The sequence below is a fragment of the Leisingera daeponensis DSM 23529 genome, assembly GCF_000473145.1.
Lineage (GTDB): Bacteria > Pseudomonadota > Alphaproteobacteria > Rhodobacterales > Rhodobacteraceae > Leisingera > Leisingera daeponensis.
This window is the reverse complement of the sequence record NZ_KI421500.1, coordinates 3,587,386-3,605,224: the sequence shown is the minus strand read 5'-3', so window position 1 is coordinate 3,605,224 and position 17,839 is coordinate 3,587,386. Positions and strand designations below refer to the sequence as shown.

General features: G+C 63.0%; 14 protein-coding genes (1 of these 14 cut by a window edge). 8 read left to right on the top strand and 6 right to left on the bottom strand.

Annotated elements, in window-relative coordinates:
• Positions 1-1,205: the 5' portion of a methyl-accepting chemotaxis protein gene (locus tag DAEP_RS0118055; protein ID WP_027245655.1), read on the bottom strand. Its footprint begins 223 nt before the window's first position; the window shows 1,205 of its 1,428 coding nt (coding positions 1-1,205); its start codon is at positions 1,203-1,205; its stop codon lies beyond the left edge, outside the window.
• 294 nt (positions 1,206-1,499) lie between these two features.
• Here DAEP_RS0118055 and DAEP_RS0118050 point away from each other — a divergent pair, with 294 nt between their 5' ends.
• Entirely contained in the window at positions 1,500-2,975 is a 1,476-nt protein-coding gene (locus DAEP_RS0118050; protein WP_245595114.1) for a sensor histidine kinase, read from the top strand.
• 1 nt (position 2,976) lies between these two features.
• Positions 2,977-3,438, top strand: a complete 462-nt coding sequence (locus DAEP_RS0118045) for a response regulator (protein ID WP_027245653.1) — start codon at positions 2,977-2,979, stop codon at positions 3,436-3,438.
• 208 nt (positions 3,439-3,646) lie between these two features.
• Here DAEP_RS0118045 and DAEP_RS0118040 read toward each other — a convergent pair whose 3' ends face one another.
• On the bottom strand, positions 3,647-4,726 hold the full coding sequence (locus DAEP_RS0118040) for an extracellular solute-binding protein (RefSeq protein WP_027245652.1): 1,080 nt from the start codon (positions 4,724-4,726) through the stop codon (positions 3,647-3,649).
• Positions 4,717-6,582: a response regulator gene (locus DAEP_RS23390; protein ID WP_161787067.1), complete on the bottom strand. Its 1,866-nt coding sequence runs from the start codon at positions 6,580-6,582 to the stop codon at positions 4,717-4,719. The genes DAEP_RS0118040 and DAEP_RS23390 overlap by 10 nt, the downstream gene beginning before the upstream one ends.
• Before the next feature lie 574 nt (positions 6,583-7,156).
• On the opposite strand from DAEP_RS23390, the gene DAEP_RS0118030 reads away from it, so the two are divergent.
• The 6 genes from DAEP_RS0118030 to DAEP_RS0118005 all read left to right on the top strand — a co-directional run bounded on the left by DAEP_RS0118030 (position 7,157) and on the right by DAEP_RS0118005 (position 15,150).
• Complete coding sequence (locus DAEP_RS0118030) at positions 7,157-7,753, top strand: TetR/AcrR family transcriptional regulator (protein WP_051337431.1); 597 nt, start codon at positions 7,157-7,159, stop codon at positions 7,751-7,753.
• 132 nt (positions 7,754-7,885) lie between these two features.
• Positions 7,886-8,785 (top strand): NAD(P)-dependent oxidoreductase, encoded by a 900-nt coding sequence (locus DAEP_RS0118025; RefSeq protein WP_051337426.1) that lies wholly within the window; start codon positions 7,886-7,888, stop codon positions 8,783-8,785.
• A 50-nt stretch (positions 8,786-8,835) separates the two neighbouring features.
• The gene (locus DAEP_RS0118020) at positions 8,836-9,585 is read left to right on the top strand and encodes a maleate cis-trans isomerase family protein (protein WP_027245649.1); all 750 of its coding nucleotides are present in this window, start codon (positions 8,836-8,838) and stop codon (positions 9,583-9,585) included.
• A gap of 114 nt (positions 9,586-9,699) precedes the next feature.
• Positions 9,700-13,641, top strand: a complete 3,942-nt coding sequence (locus DAEP_RS22865) for an amino acid adenylation domain-containing protein (RefSeq protein WP_084204454.1) — start codon at positions 9,700-9,702, stop codon at positions 13,639-13,641.
• Positions 13,642-13,645: 4 nt separating this feature from the next.
• Positions 13,646-13,879, top strand: coding sequence for a tautomerase family protein (locus tag DAEP_RS0118010; RefSeq protein ID WP_027245648.1), 234 nt, complete (start codon positions 13,646-13,648; stop codon positions 13,877-13,879).
• A gap of 32 nt (positions 13,880-13,911) precedes the next feature.
• Complete coding sequence (locus DAEP_RS0118005; protein ID WP_027245647.1) at positions 13,912-15,150, top strand: MFS transporter; 1,239 nt, start codon at positions 13,912-13,914, stop codon at positions 15,148-15,150.
• 294 nt (positions 15,151-15,444) lie between these two features.
• Here the strand turns inward: DAEP_RS0118005 and DAEP_RS0118000 are convergent, their stop codons facing one another.
• Genes DAEP_RS0118000 through DAEP_RS0117990 form a run of 3 tightly spaced genes read right to left on the bottom strand, consistent with a single transcriptional unit; the run spans position 15,445 to position 17,794 of the window.
• Complete coding sequence (locus tag DAEP_RS0118000) at positions 15,445-16,719, bottom strand: APC family permease (RefSeq protein WP_027245646.1); 1,275 nt, start codon at positions 16,717-16,719, stop codon at positions 15,445-15,447.
• Entirely contained in the window at positions 16,716-17,051 is a 336-nt protein-coding gene (locus DAEP_RS23385; RefSeq protein WP_008556259.1) for a cupin domain-containing protein, read from the bottom strand. The genes DAEP_RS0118000 and DAEP_RS23385 overlap by 4 nt, the downstream gene beginning before the upstream one ends.
• Positions 17,048-17,794 (bottom strand): YqcI/YcgG family protein, encoded by a 747-nt coding sequence (locus DAEP_RS0117990; RefSeq protein ID WP_027245645.1) that lies wholly within the window; start codon positions 17,792-17,794, stop codon positions 17,048-17,050. The genes DAEP_RS23385 and DAEP_RS0117990 overlap by 4 nt, the downstream gene beginning before the upstream one ends.
• Positions 17,795-17,839: the final 45 nt, after the last annotated feature.

Here is a 17,839-nt window from a genome sequence, read left to right as displayed (position 1 = left end):
GCATTCTGCTGGGTCACCTGGTCCAGCTGGGAAACACCCAGGTTGATTTCGCTCAGCGAAGTCGCCTGCTCCTTGGCCCCCGCCGCAATGCTGCTGATATGGTCGGAAATCGTGCCGACGCTTTCAATGATCTGCTGCAGTTCCTGGCCGGTTCTGCCAACCAGCTCCACGCCGCTCGCCACCTGCTGCTTGCTTTGGCCGATCAGCTGCTTGATCTCTCCGGCCGCCCCGGCAGAACGCTGCGCCAGCGCCCGCACTTCCGAGGCGACGACCGCAAAGCCGCGGCCTGCTTCGCCGGCCCGGGCGGCCTCCACACCGGCATTCAGCGCCAGCAGGTTGGTCTGAAAGGCAATGTCGTCGATCATTCCGATGATCTTGGCGATTTCCTCGGACGAGCTCTCGATCTGCGACATCGCCGCCACCGCATCCGTCACCACCCGGCCGCTGCGCTCTGCTGCGGTCTTGGCGCCGGTTACAATGGCCTCCACCTTTTCCGCGCCCTCTGCCGAGGAATGCACCGTGCCGGTCAGTTCCTCGATGGCGGCGGCGGTCTGCTCCAGGGTTGCCGCCTGGCTTTCGGTGCGCTGGGACAGATCGGCGGCCGATCTGGAAATTTCCTCTGCCGTCCGCTCCACCGCACCGGATACCTGCGTCACCGCCCCGATGGCGGCTTCCAGCTGTTCGGCCGACCGGTTGAACGCCTCGCCCAGCGCCGCGATGTCCGCCTGCTCCGACAGCGTGACCCGGACCCCCAGATCCCCCTGGCTCATCGCCTCCAGCCCGCGGGCGATCTCCTGCAGGCCGAGGCGGCGCACCGTCACATCTGTGGCCACTTTGACCACGCGCTCGACGGTGCCGCCCGCGCCGGTGACAGGCGCATAGGTGGCCTGAATCCAAAGCGTGGTGCCCTCCTTGGTCACGCGCGGGAACTGCCCGGTGAAGACCTGGCCCGACGCCAGGCCCGCCCAAAAGTCCTTATACTCTGTGCTGGCGGCAAGCTCCGGTGCCACAAACATGGAGTGATGGCGGCCCGTGATCTCGTCCAGCTGGTAGCCGAGTGCGGCCAGGAAATTGCCGTTTGCCGTCAGAACGGTGCCATCGGGCGTGAATTGAACCGTGGCTTGGGTGGCGTCGACCACGTCTGCGATGATCCTGGCGCCGTTGTCGTGGTCTGCCGGCTGTGCTGCCTTGAATTTGAAAAACAAAAAACTTCTCCGCGCGTTTCTGAGTCTCTGGGCTCAGCTCCGGAGTAGCTTGATTCGACCAGAAATTTCTTAACACCGGCCAGCGGCCCGCGCGGAAAGCCGCAGGCAAGGCCGCCGCGGCGTCCGGCGGCTTAACGATATAACAACCTTTAGTTGCATTAATATTGAGAAGCCTCCCGAAGGCTGTAAACTGAGCTTGGAACTGGTCAGGCGGCGTTGCCGCGTCCCCGCGGCAGGGCGCGCTGCGAATTGGCCGCAGGCCCCGCGCCCGGAAACCAGGGGGGAGCGACGGAGATGACACTTGCCAGACACTTCACATCTGACCAGCCCCCGCTGTGGCGCGGCCACGCCGGGTCCTGGGCGCATCTCGCCGCAGCCGTGCTGGTCGGGGCGGGCTTTGTATTCGACTTCCTGACCCCGCTCGGGGTCGCCGCCGGGCTGATTTACACCGCCGTCGTCCTGTGCTCCGTCTGGGCGGACAAGCCGTCCGCAGCCTACACCTATGCAGCGGCGGGAACCGCGCTGACGGTCCTGGGTTACCTCCTGTTCCCGCTTGCCGGGGTCGATCAATGGATTGTGCTGACCAACCGGATTCTGACGGTGACCGCCCTTTGGGCCTTCGCATTTGTTGTCTACCGGCAGAAAATTTCTCAGGCCTCGCTGGAGCAGAAGCAGAATGAGCTGGCGGCCATTCAGGACAACAGCATCGCAGGTCTGATCAACATCGACCCGCAGGGCACGATCCTGAGCTGCAACCGGACATGCTGCAGAATGTTCGGCTATTCTGCCGGGGAGGTGATCGGCCGGAATATCAGGCTCCTGCTTCCTGTCTCTGCCGGTTCCGGCGAAGATACCGGCAGCGGCGCGTTATTCAGCGGCCGCCCAGCGCAGTTCACCGGTGTCCGCCGGGAGGTTCAGGGGCGGCGCAAATGCGGCGAGGTCTTTCCGATCGAACTGTCAGTCAGCGAAGTCCTGGTTGGCCGCATCCACCTGTTCAGCGGCATTCTGCGCGACCTCTCCGCTGAAAAAAAAGCAGAGGCGGAGCGGGAGCGTTTCACCGAGGAACTGGCCCGGTCAAACCGCGATCTCGACGATTTTGCCTATGTCGCCTCCCACGATCTGCGGGCACCGCTTCGGGTGATCGGCAACGCCTCAACCTGGCTGGAGGAGGATCTGGCAGACGTGCTGGATGAGGACAGCCGCGAAAACCTGGGGCTGCTGCGCTCGCGCGTGGCACGGATGGAACGGCTGCTTGACGATCTGCTTGAGTATTCGCGGGCCGGGCGCAAGACCGACAGCAGGTATCAGCAAACCATGCCGGGCACCGAGCTGATGCGGGAGGTTCTGATGCTGATCGACAAGCCGGAGGGCTTCACCATCACCATCACCCCAGGCTTTGGCAGCATCCGGCTGCCCAACATGCCGCTGAAGCAGATCTTCGCGAACCTGGTTTCCAACGCGATCAAGCACAATGACCAGGGCGCGGGCGCGGTGGAGATCAGCGTGGAGGATGCCGGGGATCACTACATCTTTTCAGTGGCCGATAACGGTCCCGGCATAGACCCCGAATATCACGATCAGATTTTCAAGATGTTCCAGACCCTGAAATCGCGCGACGAGGTCGAGGGCAGCGGCATCGGCCTGTCGATCGTCAAGAAACACCTGGAACGCGCCGGCGGCAAGATCTCGGTCCGGTCCTCCCCCGGGGAAGGCTGCGCCTTCCGCTTTACCTGGCCCAAGCAGCAGGAGGTTCAGCAGGAACGTGATTAAAATGACACCCCGCAGCAGCGGCGCCAGCCCCCACGGAGACCTGAAAATTCTCCTGGTTGAAGACGACACCGGCGATGCCAAAGCCGTCCTGCGGGCTTTCCGCAAGGTCCGCATTTCCAACACGATCACCCGGGCGGCCGACGGCATCGAAGCCCTGGACATCTTGCGGGGCACGGGCGGAAAGGAGCGGATCCAGCCGCCGTTTGTGCTGCTCGCAGACATCAACATGCCGCGGATGAACGGCATCGACCTTGTCCGGGAACTGCGCAAGGACCCTGAACTCAGCGGCACGGCGGTGTTCTTCCTGACCACCTCCCGCCATGACCAGGACATTGATGCGGCCTACGGCTTGAATGCCGCAGGCTATATCGTAAAGGAGACAGCCGGGCGCGATTTTCTGCAGCTCGTCGAGATGGTCGGCCGTTATTGGCGGATCGTCGAATTCCCCGCGGCGGCAACCTGATACCAGAGCCGCCTTCCCGACCTTTGCGCGCGTCCGGTCCCCGGAGCAGCCTGACAGGAATTTCCGGCAGCAGTCCGCCAAAGGCTGGCCGTGAACAGCCCCCTGCCCTATCGGACCCCGCGCATCCGCCCCGCACCGGCGCAGGGCGCGCTATTGCACTTTCAGCAGACGGCCAAGGCAGCCCGCGGCGCGGTGCCGCCTCCTGCGGTTACATCCCGATCTGAAGCAATCTCCAGCGGCGGTCCAGAAGGCGCTTTTCCGCCCCGCTGCGGGAGGGCAGAAGATAGAGCCTGCCGCGGGCGTCAGGCGGCAGCGCGGCCGCAGGGCTGTCATAGCCCGGTTCGCCGGCGCCCGCTTCGGGAAATGAAACGCTGCTGATGGCATTGGTGAACCGCGCCGCCGCCGCCATCATCTCAGGCGCCAGCATGAAATCCATCAGTTGCTCCGGCGCGCCGAGATCGCCAGCATCGCTTGGGATGACAAACAGGTCGGCCCACAAGTTGGTGCCCTCCCGGGGCATCGCATAATGATAGCGGTCGGTCCCCTGCTCCAGCAGCGGCGCCAGCCCGTCTGTGCTCCAGGTGACGGCCAGGCAGACCTCGCCGCGCAACAGGGCATCATACTGATCCACATCGAATGACCGGACATAGGGCGCAATGGCCGACAGAACGTCAAAGGCCGCCTCCATGTCCTGCTCTGAGCGCGATTGCGGATCCAGGCCAAGATAGGCAAGCGCGGCCGCCACAACCTCCTCCACGGAATCGACGATCGTGATGCCGCAGTCCGCAAGCTTGCTGGCGTTGGCGGGGTCGAACACCAGCGCCCAGCTGTCAAGCGGCGCATCCGGCAGCCGTTCCAGCACGGCGCCTCGGTCATAGGCGATGCCAGTGGTGCCCCAGAGATACGGCAGCGCATAGCCCTCAGCCTGCGGCGTGGCGTCCAGATAGAGCTGCATCAGCTGCTGGTCGATGGCCGCCGCGTTCGGAATACCCGAAAGCCCGATCTGCCGGATCGCCCCCGCCTCCACCAGACGGCCGACGGTTTCCGAAGACACCACCGCCAGGTCGTAGCCGGTGCCGCGGGCAAGCAGCCGCGCCTCAGCCTCATCGGCCTCGCCGTAAGTGTCGAGCACCAGCCTCTTGCCGGTTGCGTCCTGGAACTTCCCGGCCGTTTCCGGGGCGATGTAGCCGCTCCAGTTATAAAGAAGAACCCGGCCGGGATCGGCGGCGGCCGGACCGGCCATCGCAGATACAGCGGACAGGGCGGCGGCGATTATCTTCAGGCGCATTTTGAACTTCCTTCCGCTGCGGAGGCCTCGGGCGCGGCGGCCTCTTCCGGCCACAGCCGGGTCAGGGCGGCCGCCAGCGCTGCTTTGGTGACAGGTTTTGCCAGATAGTCGTCCATGCCCGCCGCCAGGCCCTCGGCGCGCTGCTCGCTCATCGCATTGGCTGACAATCCGATGACCGGCACCGGCGGCAGGCCCAGCTCCCGCTCTTTGGCCCGGATCGCCCGGGTGGCGTCTAGACCGTCCATCTCCGGCATCCGCACATCCATCAGCACCAGATCCGGCGCCCAGCTGCGCGCCAGCCCGACAGCCTCCACGCCGTCGCCTGCTGTCATCACGGTGCAGCCCAGACGCTCCAGCATCTTGCCCGCGATCATCTGGTTGACCCGGTTGTCGTCGGCAACCAACACCTTCTTGCTGAACACGGCACCAACCGGCCCGGGCTGGGGCACTTCGGCCGGAGGCGGCACATCTTTCACCGGAAACTCCACGGTGAACTCCGATCCCACGCCCTCCGCGCTTTCCAGCGCAATCGTGCCGCCGATCGCCCCGGTGAGGTTTTTGACAATCGCCAGCCCCAGCCCCGTTCCGCCAAACCGCGTGGTGGTGGTGGCATCGGCCTGCGCGAATTGCTCGAAAATCCGTTCCTGGGCTTCCGGCGGCACCCCGATTCCGGTGTCCTTGACGGCTATCCGGATCACCCGGGTGCCGTCCTGACCTGAGGGAAGTTCCTGCAGCATGACGCAGACCGAGCCGCTGCCGGTGAACTTCAGCGCGTTGCTGACCAGGTTCACGACGATCTGGCGCACCGCGGTGCCGTATCCCAGCACATGCCAATTGCTGACCCCGGCGCTCTCCTGCAAGGTCAAGCCGATGCTGGCGCTCTGGGCGCGAGCTGAAAACAGGTCAATCACCTCCAGGCACAGACCCCGGACGTTGAACGCCTCGGCCTCCATCTCCAGCTTGCCGGCCTCGGCCTTGGACAGGTCCAGGACGTCGTTGATGATGCTCAGCAGAGAGTTCCCGCTGACGATCATCATCCGGATCATATGGCGCTGATTGTCATCAAGCGCGGTGTCGTTCAGCAGCTCCGCCAGGCCCAGCACACCATTCAGCGGGGTCCGGATTTCGTGGCTCATCGTCGCCAGAAACACGGATTTGGCCTCCGACGCCGCCTCCGCCTTGCGCCGGCTTGCCTCGATCTCCGACTGCGCGCTGATGATGAACCGCTCCATTGGCACATGCACGAACCGGATGGCGACAAATACCCCTATGGCCCCGATCAGCACCGCCGCCAGCGCATAGGTCAGCTGCCGCTCCGCCGCGATCCGGCCGGTCCGCGCCTCCGCATCCTTCACCTCCATCAGCACCGGCAGCAGCCGCCTGGACAGATTGGCGGCCAGGGCCGCGGCTTTCGCATCACCTTCGGCCTGCCGGTCTCCGGCGGGATCCGTCAGATGCGCAGCCAGGAACAGAATGTCCTTCAGCTCGGATACCGGGTTCAGCGCCGGCTGGGACAGGATCTGCTGCGCCTGCGGCGAAAAGGCCGCCAGCGCACCAGGGGCGGTCAGCGCGGCAAGCGAGTCCGCTGCGGGCCGCGCGCTCCGCCGGATGCGCCCGTGCGCGATCAGCGCCTGCTGGCTGCCAGGGTCGTCCTTAACGGCTTCAAACGCCAGCGCCAGCTCGGCGAGAGAGACCAGGATCTGGTCCAGCACCATTGTGTTGTCCGCCCGCCGGGCGACGCTGTTGTGCCCGGTCAGGGTGACGCAAAAGGCGGCCACTGCGGCTGCCAGTAAAATCGCCAGGGCAATTCCGCTGCGCAGCCTGAGATATCTTCGCGTGACACGCTGCTTTGTCATGGAGTGTCCGTCGTTATTATATTCCGGCAAGGCTCTGTGTCCGTTCCGGCAGACTAGGGCCGGCTGCTGCATCCTGGGAAGCGAATGTTGAGAATAATTTAAAAAAACCGAAACGGTGACTTTCGCCTGTCACCGCTTTCCCCTTGCGTGCAAAGCGGCTGCGCCTTCCCGCCCCCTGCGCCTGCTGCGGCTTCTGTTCAAAAAGTGAAATTCCGCCCGGCGCAGCAGGCGGACATGATGTGATCCCCAAAACCATCCTCGAAGCTTGTTAGAGTTCTCCGCGGAGACCGAAATCAGCAGATGCACGCGCCAGGCAAAACGTGACAATAGAAGCCCCGAGGATCATGACCGGTGCAAGACGCCGGTCAGGCCATCCTGGCGCGGCGGAATTGGGGGCCGTTCCGGTACGGTGCTGAACAATGCGATAAGGTCCAAGTTTCCACGGATGATACCGCAGGAGTTTGCCCCTGCCGTTGGCTGATGCCTTGCCGTTTATTCCGCCTCTCCCAATCACTTACACAACATAGTTGCACGGGACACTTTTCTGGCATAGTTCTGAAACATTCGGTACAGAATGGTTGAGCACATCATGAGGCCCAGAGAATTTGATGAAGGTGCGGTGGTTGACGCTGTGATGCGCACATTCTGGCGCAATGGCTATGCCGCAACCTCGATGAATGATCTGGTGGCAGCAACCGGCCTGTCCCGCAGCACCATATACAATTCCTTTGGCGGCAAAAAAACGCTTTTCGCGCTGGCTCTTAAGGAATACCGGAGAGCAACCACCGGGAATGTCGCGAAGATCTCCCGCTCCTCTGATGTGCGCGGCAGCCTCCGGGCATTGCTGATATCAATCGTTGATGACGAGTTGAGCGACCACGAGGGCTTTGGCTGCTTTGCCGCCAACAGCAGCCTGGAGATTTCCGGCCGGGATCCGGAACTCAGCGCGCTGGTCGCACAGCATTTCCAGCGGCTGGAGAGCGGACTGCTGCGCCTCCTGAGGCACGGCCAAAAGACCGGCGAAATTTCGCCTGAACAGGACTGCGAAATGCTATCCAGGTATTTTGTTGCGGTAATTCAGGGAATTAGGGTCGTCAGCAAGGGGCTTCCGGCAGCCTCCCGCCAGCCCTATCTGCACAGTATCGTCGAAGCCTCCATCGCCACGGTGTAACAGTATTGCGAAGTTCTTCTTTTGGTTGTTGACGGTTATGGAATGAATATTCCATAACCGCCCCCAGATACCAGGCGTCCAAGCGGGATCCCCCCTCAGCAGGCGCTTGCCCCCGAGAACCAGAGGCTTGACATGACAACCGACGCGATTTCGCCGCCGCCCTGCCCCGCCCTGCGTGTGGCCGTTCTGGGAGCCGGGCTGATGGGCGCACCGATGGCCCGCAACATCGCGGCGGCCGGCTGCCAGGTCAGCGTATGGAACCGGACCCCTGACAAAGCGCTTTCTTTGGCGGCACCGAATATCACTCCGGCTGCGGATCCCGCCGGGGCAGCCCTCCACGCCGATGTCATCGTGACCATGCTGAAAGACGCCAGCGCCATCGCAGACGTGATGTCGGCGCTGCCGGACGCGGACAGCGTGCCCGCTACGCCCGTCTGCTGGCTGCAGATGAGCACAGTCGGGCCGGCCGACATGCCCGGGCTGGAAACGCTGGCGGCCCGCAAGGGGCTCACCTTGATCGACGCGCCGGTGCTTGGCACCCGCCAACCCGCAGAGGCGGGCCAGCTGCTTGTGCTGGCGGCCGGTCCGGACAGCACCAAGGAAGCCGTCCAGCCGGTGCTGGATGCGGTCGGCAAAGCCACCCGCTGGCTCGATACCGCCCCCGGTATGGCGACGCGGCTGAAACTGGCGTTGAACAGCTGGGTCTTCGCTCTGACCCACGGAGCGGCAGAGAGCCTGGCGCTGGCCCGCGGCCTGGGGCTGGACCCGCAACTGGTGGCGGACACTCTGCGCGGCGGGCCGCTGGATACGCCCTTCTTTCAGATGAAAGCCCAGGCCATGGCATCGGGAAATTTCACTCCGGCTTTCACCATCGACAATGCCGTCAAGGACAGTGCCCTGATAGTCGGCGCCGCGCTGGAGGCCGGTGTGAGGGCGGACTTGGCCGAGGCGGGCCTGACCCGGTACAGGCGGGCGCAGGCCCAAGGCCATGGCAGCGCAGATATGGCTGCCACCTACCTCGCCTCGCAGTAGAGCCGCGCCCCAAACATAGACAAAAACCATTCTATTTACGGGAAAAATTCATGAGCAACTTTCTGGGAAAACGGCTGCGCGTCGGTGTCGCCATTCCATCGACCAACACGTCCGCTCAGCCGGAGATGGAGGCCATGCGCCCCGTTGGCGTTACAAACCACATCGGCAGGATGATCATCGACGATGACTCTCTGACCCATGAGGCGGGCTTCAACCGGGTCATTGAAAACATCCGCAGTTCCACGCCGGACGCCATCCGCAGCCTGCGCCATTGCGGCGTTGGGGCGGTCATTGCCGCGGTGTCGCCTGATGGCTATTGGGAGGGCCACTCTGCGCATGAGGCTCTGCATGGCCGTCTTGCGGAAGCAGCAGGGGGTGCAAAGATCATTTTGAGCGCTGATGCCATCCTGGCTGCGCTGAAGGCACTTGGCGGCATCAGGCGAATTGGCCTCATTTCGCCCTATCTGGAACTGGGCGATGAGCCGGTTTCGCGGTTCTTCACCGACAGCGGGATAGAGGTTGCAGCCACGCACGGGCTTGGCGGGCGGACGCCGTCTAACATCTCCGACGTTACCCTGGAAAACCTGCGTGATGCGGTGCTGGACGTTGACGGGCCGAATGTGGACGCCATTGTCCAAGTGGGCACCAATGTTCCCATGGCTGATTTTGCCGCCGCCGCTGAAACCTGGATCGGAAAGCCGGTGCTGTCGAATAATGCGGTTCTTTACTGGCACGCCTTGCGCAGCTGCGGAGTGACCGATCCGATCCCCGGCCGCGGCCTTCTTTACGAAAACCACTGACCCAACCCGCAGCGGGCGTGCCCGCTGCACAGCGACATGCTCACTGCCAGCATTTTCGGCGGTGAGCAGCAGCCAGTTTTGTAACGACCATTCCATTACCTGACAGGACATATCATGAGCACTCCTGACTCGCTCCTCTCCACCCCCGTTGCCGCCCGCCCCCAGCAGACAGATATCACCCGCGCGTTGCTGCGCGCCGCGTCGGAACGCACCTCGCTGGTTGATATGCTGATGCTGCAGGTGCGCTGCCGCAGCGAAGAAATTGCGGTCTGCGACGATACCAGCGCGCTGCGCTACAGCGATCTGGCCGAATACGCCGCCCGCCTGGCCGCCCGCCTGAAACGTGCAGGCGTCGGCGCGGGAAGCAGGGTAGGTCTGTTTGCGGACTCCTCCGCCGAAATGATGGCCGGCCTCTGGGGAATTCTGTTCTCCGGCGGCGCCTATTTGCCGCTGGGCACCGATTACCCGGTGGACCGGCTCACCTATATGATCCGCGACGCTGGCGTCGATGTGATCGTCACCCAGGACAAGCTGCGCGGCCGCTTGGCCGAAATGATCCTGCCTGGGGTCACCGTGATCACTCTTGATGCCCTGGATGCAGTCCCCAGCGGAGAAGACAGCGACTGCCTGTGCGGCCCCGCGTTGCTGGAAGACGATCTGGCCTATATGATCTACACCTCCGGCACCACCGGTGCCCCCAAGGGCGTCGGCATTTCCCACGCTGCAATTCTGAACCAGCTGACCTGGCTGCAAACCGAGCAGAAGCTGCGGGTCGGCGAAGTCATCCTGCAAAAGACCCCGGTCAGCTTTGACGCCGCGCAATGGGAGCTGCTGGCAGTCTGCTGCGGCGTTCGGGTGGTGATGGGCCGCCCCGGCGTTTACCGTGATCCGGAAGCACTGATCGAGCAGATCAAACAGCACGGGGTCACCATGCTGCAGGGGGTGCCGACTCTGCTGCAGGCGCTGGTTGACCTGCCGGCATTCGAAAACTGCACCACCCTCACCAGCCTGTTCAGCGGCGGCGAGGCCTTGACCCGAAAACTCGCCACCCGGATTTTTGAAGCCCGCCCCGGTTGCCGGCTGGTCAATCTCTACGGCCCGACCGAATGCACGATCAATGCCACCGCCCAGACCGTGGATCCGGCAGGGCTGGAAAACGGCCCGGAGATGATCCCGATCGGCCAGCCTGCCGCGAACACCAGTTGCTGGGTGCTGGATGAAAACCTGCAGCCGGTTGCCGATGGCGTTTCGGGCGAGCTGTATATCAGCGGCCGCCAGCTGGCCAATGGCTACCACAACCGCGACGAATTGACGGCCGAGCGCTTCATCACCTGGATCAGCCCGGCGGGCGGCATGCCGCTGCGGCTTTACAAAACCGGCGATCTGGTGCGCCGCAATCCGGATGGCGGCCTGCAGTTCCAGGGCCGCGCCGACAACCAGGTCAAATTCCGCGGTTACCGGATTGAACTGGATGAAATCCGCCTGGCCATCGAGAACCACGACTGGGTCAAGGCAGCGGGCGTGTTCATCAAGCCTCATGCCCGCACCGGCCAGCCGGTGCTTGCTGCCGGCATTGAACTGAACCCGCGCGAAGCGCCACTGATGGATCAGGGCAACGCCGGCGCCCACCACCACAGCAAGAAAAGCCGCCTGCAGGTGCGGGCCCAGCTTTCTGGCGCAGGTTTGCGCAGTGCGGCCGAAACCGAAGGGCGCAAGACCTATGCCCTGGCAGGCAAAGAAGCCGGCGCTGCTCAGCGGCAGCTGGCCTTTGCCCGCAAGACCTACCGCTTCTACGAAGGCGGAGAGGTCACGGCCGGGGATGTCCTGTCGGTGCTGACGCAACCGGAGCAGCCTGCCTCCGGCACCGGTGGGCTTGAGCAGCTCAGTGCGCAGGATCTGGGGTATCTGCTCCGCTGGCTTGGCCAGTTCACCAGCGCGGAACGGCTGCTGCCGAAACACGCCTATGCCTCGCCCGGCGCGCTCAATGCAACGCAAGTCTATGTGGAGCTGGCCAATGTGGCAGGGTTTGAACCCGGCTACTACTACTATCACCCGGCCCGGCACGAACTGGTTCAGACCGCGCCGCGCCCAGCTTCGGCCGCACCTGTGATGCAGCTGCATTTCGTGGGCAAGATTCCGGCCATCGAACCGGTCTACAAGAACAACATCCGTGAAGTGCTGGAGTTTGAGACCGGCCATATCCTGGGCTTGATGGATCATATCCTGCCGTCCCATGGCCTGGGTATCGGCGCGGGCACGGATGCTCCGGACGCGCTTCCCCATCTGCACTGCGGCCCGGGCCACGTCTATATCGCCGGCTATGCGGTCACTGCCCATGCAGACCGGCAGACCGAATTGCCGGTGGATTTCTACGTCCAGGCCCATGGCAGCAAAGTCTCCGGGCTGGCGCCGGGGCATTATGCCTATCGCGATGGCGGGCTGCAGCCGTTCTCGCGCCACATCATGGAACAGCGCCACGTGATCGCCATCAACCAGCGTGTCTATCAGCGCGCCAGCGGCATGATCTCGATGGTCAGCCGGGACGCAGAGCGCTGGCACGCCTATATCGACCTGGGCCGCAGCCTGCAGCGGGTGCAGCAGAACAGCTGCCGGATCGGCACCATGTCCTCTGGCTACAGTTCCAAGTCCGGAAACGACCTCGTCGCGGCCACCCGCCTCAAGGAGATCCTGAACGAGCACGGGTTTGCCTGCGGCGCCTGCTACAGCGCGGTATTCGGCAAGGTCAGCGCCGAGCAGATTGCGCATGAAGGCATGCATGAGGACAGCGTGCATATGGAAGGACCGGCTGAACTGATCCGCCGCGATCTGCAGTCACTGCTGCCCGATTACATGGTGCCCAGCAAACTGGCGCTGGTGCCGTCGATCCCCTGCAGCGCGTCGGGCAAAGTGGATGTGAATGCCCTCAAAGCGTTCCCCGAATTCGACGATGCCGCAGCCGAGCGTGAGATCATCAAACCCCGCAACGAAACGGAAACCGCTCTGGCAGAGATCTGGTGCGCGCAAATAGGGCTTGAGGACGTCTCGGTACAGGATGATTTCTTTGAAATCGGCGGCGACTCTCTGAAGGCCGTCAAACTGGTGCAGGGCATCAACCGCGCCTTTGATACCAGCCTGCCGGTGCAGGTGCTGTTCGAGGACACGACAATCGAAGCGCTGGCCCGCCGCTTGACGGAGGGCGGCGCCGGCTCCGGCCTGTCGCGCGCAGTGCCGCTGAAGAAAGGCACCGGCAGCCCGGTGTTCTGCTGGCCCGGCCTTGGCGGGTATCCGATGAACCTGCGCCACCTCGCGCAGGCGCTCGGCACGCCCCGTCCCGTGATCGGCGTGCAGGCCTCCGGAGTGAACCCCGGCGAGCAGGTCTGCGGCTCGATCCAGGACATGGCAGCGCGCGATGCCGAGCTGATCCGGGAGGCGCATCCGGAAGGCCCCTACACGCTTTGGGGATATTCCTTCGGCGCACGGGTGGCCTATGAGACCGCCTATCAGCTGGAGCAGGCAGGCTGCGAGGTGGCGGAGCTGACCCTGATCGCGCCAGGCTCTCCGGAGCTGCCCGGCGGCGATCCGGTACGCGCGGAGGAGGCTGCGCTGTTCCGAGACGCGTCCTTTCTGACCATCCTCTATTCGGTGTTTTCCCAGACCATCGCACCGGAGCGGGTGTCCCCGGTGATTGAGACGGTCTCGGACCTGGACGGCTTCGTGGCGTATATCGCAGCCGAAAAACCCGATCTCGACCCGGGCACGATCTTGCGCATCACCCGGCTGGTGACACAGACCTATGCGCCCGAATACGGGCTGCAGATCGAACAGCGCCAGGTGGCCGCGCCGGTGCGCCTGTTCAAGGCGGCGGGCGACAATCTCTCCTTCCTGGAGGAGGCCACACGCACTCTCGCCGCTCCGGCACCGGTCCACGCGCTGGCTGCCGACCACTATGAGCTGCTCAAACCCGGCGGCGTGTCCGAGCTTGCCGCCGCAATCCGCCGCCACGTTCCGGCATGGCAGCCGGCCCGGCCTGAAACCCGCAACCTGCAAGAGGCCTGATCCCATGCCCCACGTCATCATCAAGCATTTTGCCGCCACCCTGACGGCGGAACAGCAGGCAACCCTCTGCGAAGCCATCACCCAGTCGGTCACTCAGGCCTTTGGCTGCTCCCCGCACGCGGTATCCATCGCATTGCGCCCTGTGGCGCCCGATGACTGGCACAGCAGCGTCTTTGTTCCAGACATCCAAACCCATCCGCAAGAATTGATCAAATCACCGGATTATTCGGCGGCTTAACCCCCGCATACCTCCTCTTGAAAGGGCATCCCATGACCACACGCATTGCCAAGGCGTCACCAGCGTTACTGCTGTTCGCAATATTCCTGATCTCCCTGAACCTGCGCCCTGCAGTTGCCGCCATCGGCCCGCTGGTGTCGCAAATCCTGGGCGATACCGGTGTCAACTCCACCATCATCGGCTTCCTGACCATGATCCCGGTGTTTCTGATGGGCATTGGCGCCATCTACGTGCGCCAGCTGCGCGCGGCATTGGGGGAGCGCGGCGGCATCACGCTGGGCGCGCTGATCATCGCCCTCGCCTGCGCTGCCCGCCTGTGGCTGCCGACAGGTGCCGGCCTTCTTGTCACCGCCGCCGGGGCCGGGATCGGCATTGCCATTGTGCAATCGCTGATGCCGGGCTTCGCCAAGCGCAACTTCGGCGCGGCAACCGGCCGGGTGATCGGCCTCTACTCCACCGGGATCGTGGCCGGTGCCTCCATCGCGGCGGGCACGGCTGCGGGGCTTGCCTCTTCGCTGGACTGGGAAGGCACGCTGGCGGCCTGGAGCCTTCCTGCGGTCCTCGCAGTGCTGATCTGGGTCATCGCCGCGCGCAACGCCGACAGCGAGCGCACCGCGCCTGCCCCCGCGGCGGGCACCACCCCTCCGCAGTTCTGGCGCAATGCACGCTGCTGGTCGCTGATGCTGTTTTTCGGCGTCGGCACCGGGGCGTTCATGCTCGTCATGGCCTGGATTCCGCCGTTCTATCTGGAGCAGGGTCTTGATCAAGGGGCTGCGGGCCTGCTGTTGTCCGCATTGACGGTGATTGAAGCCGTCACAGCCTTGGGCGTGGCAGCCTTCATCCACCATTTCCCGGACCGCCGCGGCCCGCTGGTCTTTGCACTGATCATGACAGCCCTGGGGTTTGGCGTGCTCTACACCGCTCCGATTGACATGTCGTTCCTGGCAATGGCGCTGCTGGGTGTCGGCATCGGCATCCTGTTCCCGCTGTCGATCATCGTGGCCATCGACCACGTTGATGATCCCACCACCGCAGGCAACTTCACCTCTTTTGTGCAGGGCGGCGGCTATATCCTGGCAAGTTTCGTGCCCCTGTTTGCCGGCGCTATCCGGGATGCGATGTCGGACCTCAGCAACGTCTGGCTGGGGATGGCGGCAGGCTCGCTTCTGATGATCTTCCTTGCTGTTCGCTACTCTCCTGAAAGCTACAAACGCTTCTCCACCATGCTGCGCAGCGTGTCCCTGGACCGCGGACTGCGCGCGGCCAGCTGACACCCGTTCCCCCAAGCAGGTTCTGTCCTGCCGCGCTATCCCTGCTGAAAGGCGGGGATAGCATCCGTTTGGCCCATGCCACGGTAAAGCCGCCCCGCGCCACAAGGCCCGCTGATGGAAACACCAGGGGCAAGCTCTCCCCCCTTTGTTCTGAAGCCGGCCGCAGGCGGAGCAACAGGCGCAGCCGTCCATTTACGCACCCAGAACACGGGACAGAAAAAAGACCCGGCATTACCTGCCGGGTCCAGTTGGTGACGGAGAACGCCACCTCAGGAAGACGTCGAGGGTTGTCCTTCAGCCCGTGCTGCGCGGGCTGTTTCGAATGTTCGTCTTGTTCACCCTGTTCTGGACTGCCCAAAGAACCGCTGCGGCAACGGACAATAGCACCGGGTACAACAGGGCTGCGTCCTGCTGTGCCAGCAGCACAGCGACAGCCCCCACCGCGACCAACGCCACCAGTTTTTCGAACAGGCTTGACGTCAGCGTCATCAAGCTGGCAGCCGCGACCGCGAAGAGGATGATGAAATTCTGCCCGGCCAAGGACAGCATATCCTCAATCGCCAGGATGTTGAAAAGATCCAGGCTGAGCACGGCCAGCAGAACCGCCACGACCACAAACACGGCCTTCAGCGGACGACCGGTTTCGTCTGCGGAAAGATCCAGCGGCACGACATTTTCCCTGGAAAGCGACAACAGCATCCGCGAAACGGCCCAGATCGCCCCCATCAGGTTTGCCACGATTATGACAACGGCCAGAACTGACATCAAAATGCCGCCCCAGACGCCAAGGTGGTGCTGCATGATAGACGAAAACGCCGCCTCGTAATTGCTCTCAATCGGCGTGAAATGCACGATCACGGCCATGCTGAAGTAGAGCATCATCGCGGCAAGGAACGACAGGCCCATCGCCAGCGGGAAGTCTCTCTTGGGGTTTCTGAACTCCTCGGACGTCCCTGCGGAGACTTCCCAGCCCGTGAAGGCGAAGAAGATCATCATGAACGGGACGCTCAGCTGCGAAAATCCGATGGTTGGACCACTCAAGGCGCGGGCTTCACGCATTTCAGGTGTAATGCCCGACAGGCCAACCGCAACAATCACCAGGAGCGAGAACAGGATTACCGAGGCAACCATGGCCGAAATCCTTGACGCCGCCTCAGGTGAGGCGAGTTGCGTTCCGGTCGCGATCAGCAGCAAGGCTATGGCCAGAATTGCAGGATCCACCGGAACCAGAACGGACAGATAATGGCCGCCGGTGAGTGCGATAGCGGGCAGGCCGAAAGCAACCGCGCCAAGGAAGATAAAGGAGCTGGCTATGTAGGCATATTTGCCGAACGCCTTCTGCGCGAAGGAAGACACCCCTCCGGCATCCGGGAATCTTGCCCCCATGATGATGAAGACAGACAGAAGCGGCAGGGCCACAACAGCGCACAAGGCCCAAACCCAGATCGCGTTCTCTGCGGCCTGCTGGTAGGCAAGCCCCGGCAAACTCAGAAGCCCTGCACCGATGACAATATTCAGCATCAGGCCCGCCCCTTTCAGCGGGCCCAGCGTCTTTTTAAGATCCGTCATCTCGCGAAATCCACATTGGCAAAGGAAATCAGGTACTGCACGTCCCCGAAACTTGCTTTCGAACCGTGCCTGACCCCTTTCGGAAGCTCGATCACATCCCCCGATTTGCAGACGGCTTCGCCGCCTTCCCAATAAAACAGGAGCTGCCCGCCCAGCACGACAATGGTCTCATCGGTATCGTGCTGGTGCCAGGGATGCTCCTTGCCGGACTGGTCGTTCTGGACTTCTACGCAACCCTGTTCCGGCATGCAGCGTTCAACAAGCCCCCTGAAATCCGACAGATCAGCAGCGGCTGAATGAACGACGACAGATTTTCCAGGTGATGAAATCATGCCACCTTCTCCTCTTCATTTTGGTTTTTCTTGGTAAAGCTGTGAAACGGGCAGGTGGCCGCGCGGTTTTCGTCATCCAGAAAATACTGCGCGAACTCGCGGTTGTCCGGGTCGCCGTACAAGCCCAGATCCTCCGACGGATTGATCAGGTCGTATTGCAGGATGCGGGAACGGATTTTGGAGGTGGCTTTCTCGGCGGTCTCTCGTGTGTCGAGAATTCCGTTGAACACCCACCGCGGCTGGAACGTCAGCATGAAACTCGAAAAGCGCCGTGACTGGCGGTTGACATGCGCGGGCGTGTTGCAGACCACGAATATCTGTTCGCCGCCAAAACACCATTCCCACCCCGCGCTGTCGATCTGCGCCGGAATGGTCTCGGGCCACTCTGCGTCATCGGTCTGATGGATACCATCCAGGGTTGACCAGAAGCGCGCGCGGTAATGCTCCAGGCTCTGGATCGGACCCGGACGCGACAGAACGAGAAGGGAGGTATTCTTTCCGAACGATTTGGCGTCTTTCAGATAGCACTTCAGCGCCGAAGACACTTCGCCAGGGTCCATGTTTTCAGAGAAGGCAAACCGCAGCTGATCCGCTTCGAAACCGGCCACGCCAAAGGTGCAGGGGAAGAGCCGGGAGCGAGACCTGAAATTGGTCGCCAGCTCATTGAAAATCTTTTTCTGCCAGGTAGTTGCATCGAATGCGCTGTCAATTTCAACCCGACTGTAAATAATCTTGGTGGTCATAGACTGTCTCTCATATCTTTGCTTGGGCTTCACCCAGGGCGGGTA

Coding starts and splice junctions, on each gene's coding strand:
- DAEP_RS0118050 (WP_245595114.1), top strand. CDS start 1,500: ATGACACTTGCCAGACACTTCACATCTGACCAGCCCCCGCTGTGGCGC.
- DAEP_RS0118045 (WP_027245653.1), top strand. CDS start 2,977: ATGACACCCCGCAGCAGCGGCGCCAGCCCCCACGGAGACCTGAAAATT.
- DAEP_RS0118040 (WP_027245652.1), bottom strand. CDS start 4,726: ATGCGCCTGAAGATAATCGCCGCCGCCCTGTCCGCTGTATCTGCGATG.
- DAEP_RS23390 (WP_161787067.1), bottom strand. CDS start 6,582: ATGACAAAGCAGCGTGTCACGCGAAGATATCTCAGGCTGCGCAGCGGA.
- DAEP_RS0118030 (WP_051337431.1), top strand. CDS start 7,157: ATGGTTGAGCACATCATGAGGCCCAGAGAATTTGATGAAGGTGCGGTG.
- DAEP_RS0118025 (WP_051337426.1), top strand. CDS start 7,886: ATGACAACCGACGCGATTTCGCCGCCGCCCTGCCCCGCCCTGCGTGTG.
- DAEP_RS0118020 (WP_027245649.1), top strand. CDS start 8,836: ATGAGCAACTTTCTGGGAAAACGGCTGCGCGTCGGTGTCGCCATTCCA.
- DAEP_RS22865 (WP_084204454.1), top strand. CDS start 9,700: ATGAGCACTCCTGACTCGCTCCTCTCCACCCCCGTTGCCGCCCGCCCC.
- DAEP_RS0118010 (WP_027245648.1), top strand. CDS start 13,646: ATGCCCCACGTCATCATCAAGCATTTTGCCGCCACCCTGACGGCGGAA.
- DAEP_RS0118005 (WP_027245647.1), top strand. CDS start 13,912: ATGACCACACGCATTGCCAAGGCGTCACCAGCGTTACTGCTGTTCGCA.
- DAEP_RS0118000 (WP_027245646.1), bottom strand. CDS start 16,719: ATGACGGATCTTAAAAAGACGCTGGGCCCGCTGAAAGGGGCGGGCCTG.
- DAEP_RS23385 (WP_008556259.1), bottom strand. CDS start 17,051: ATGATTTCATCACCTGGAAAATCTGTCGTCGTTCATTCAGCCGCTGCT.
- DAEP_RS0117990 (WP_027245645.1), bottom strand. CDS start 17,794: ATGACCACCAAGATTATTTACAGTCGGGTTGAAATTGACAGCGCATTC.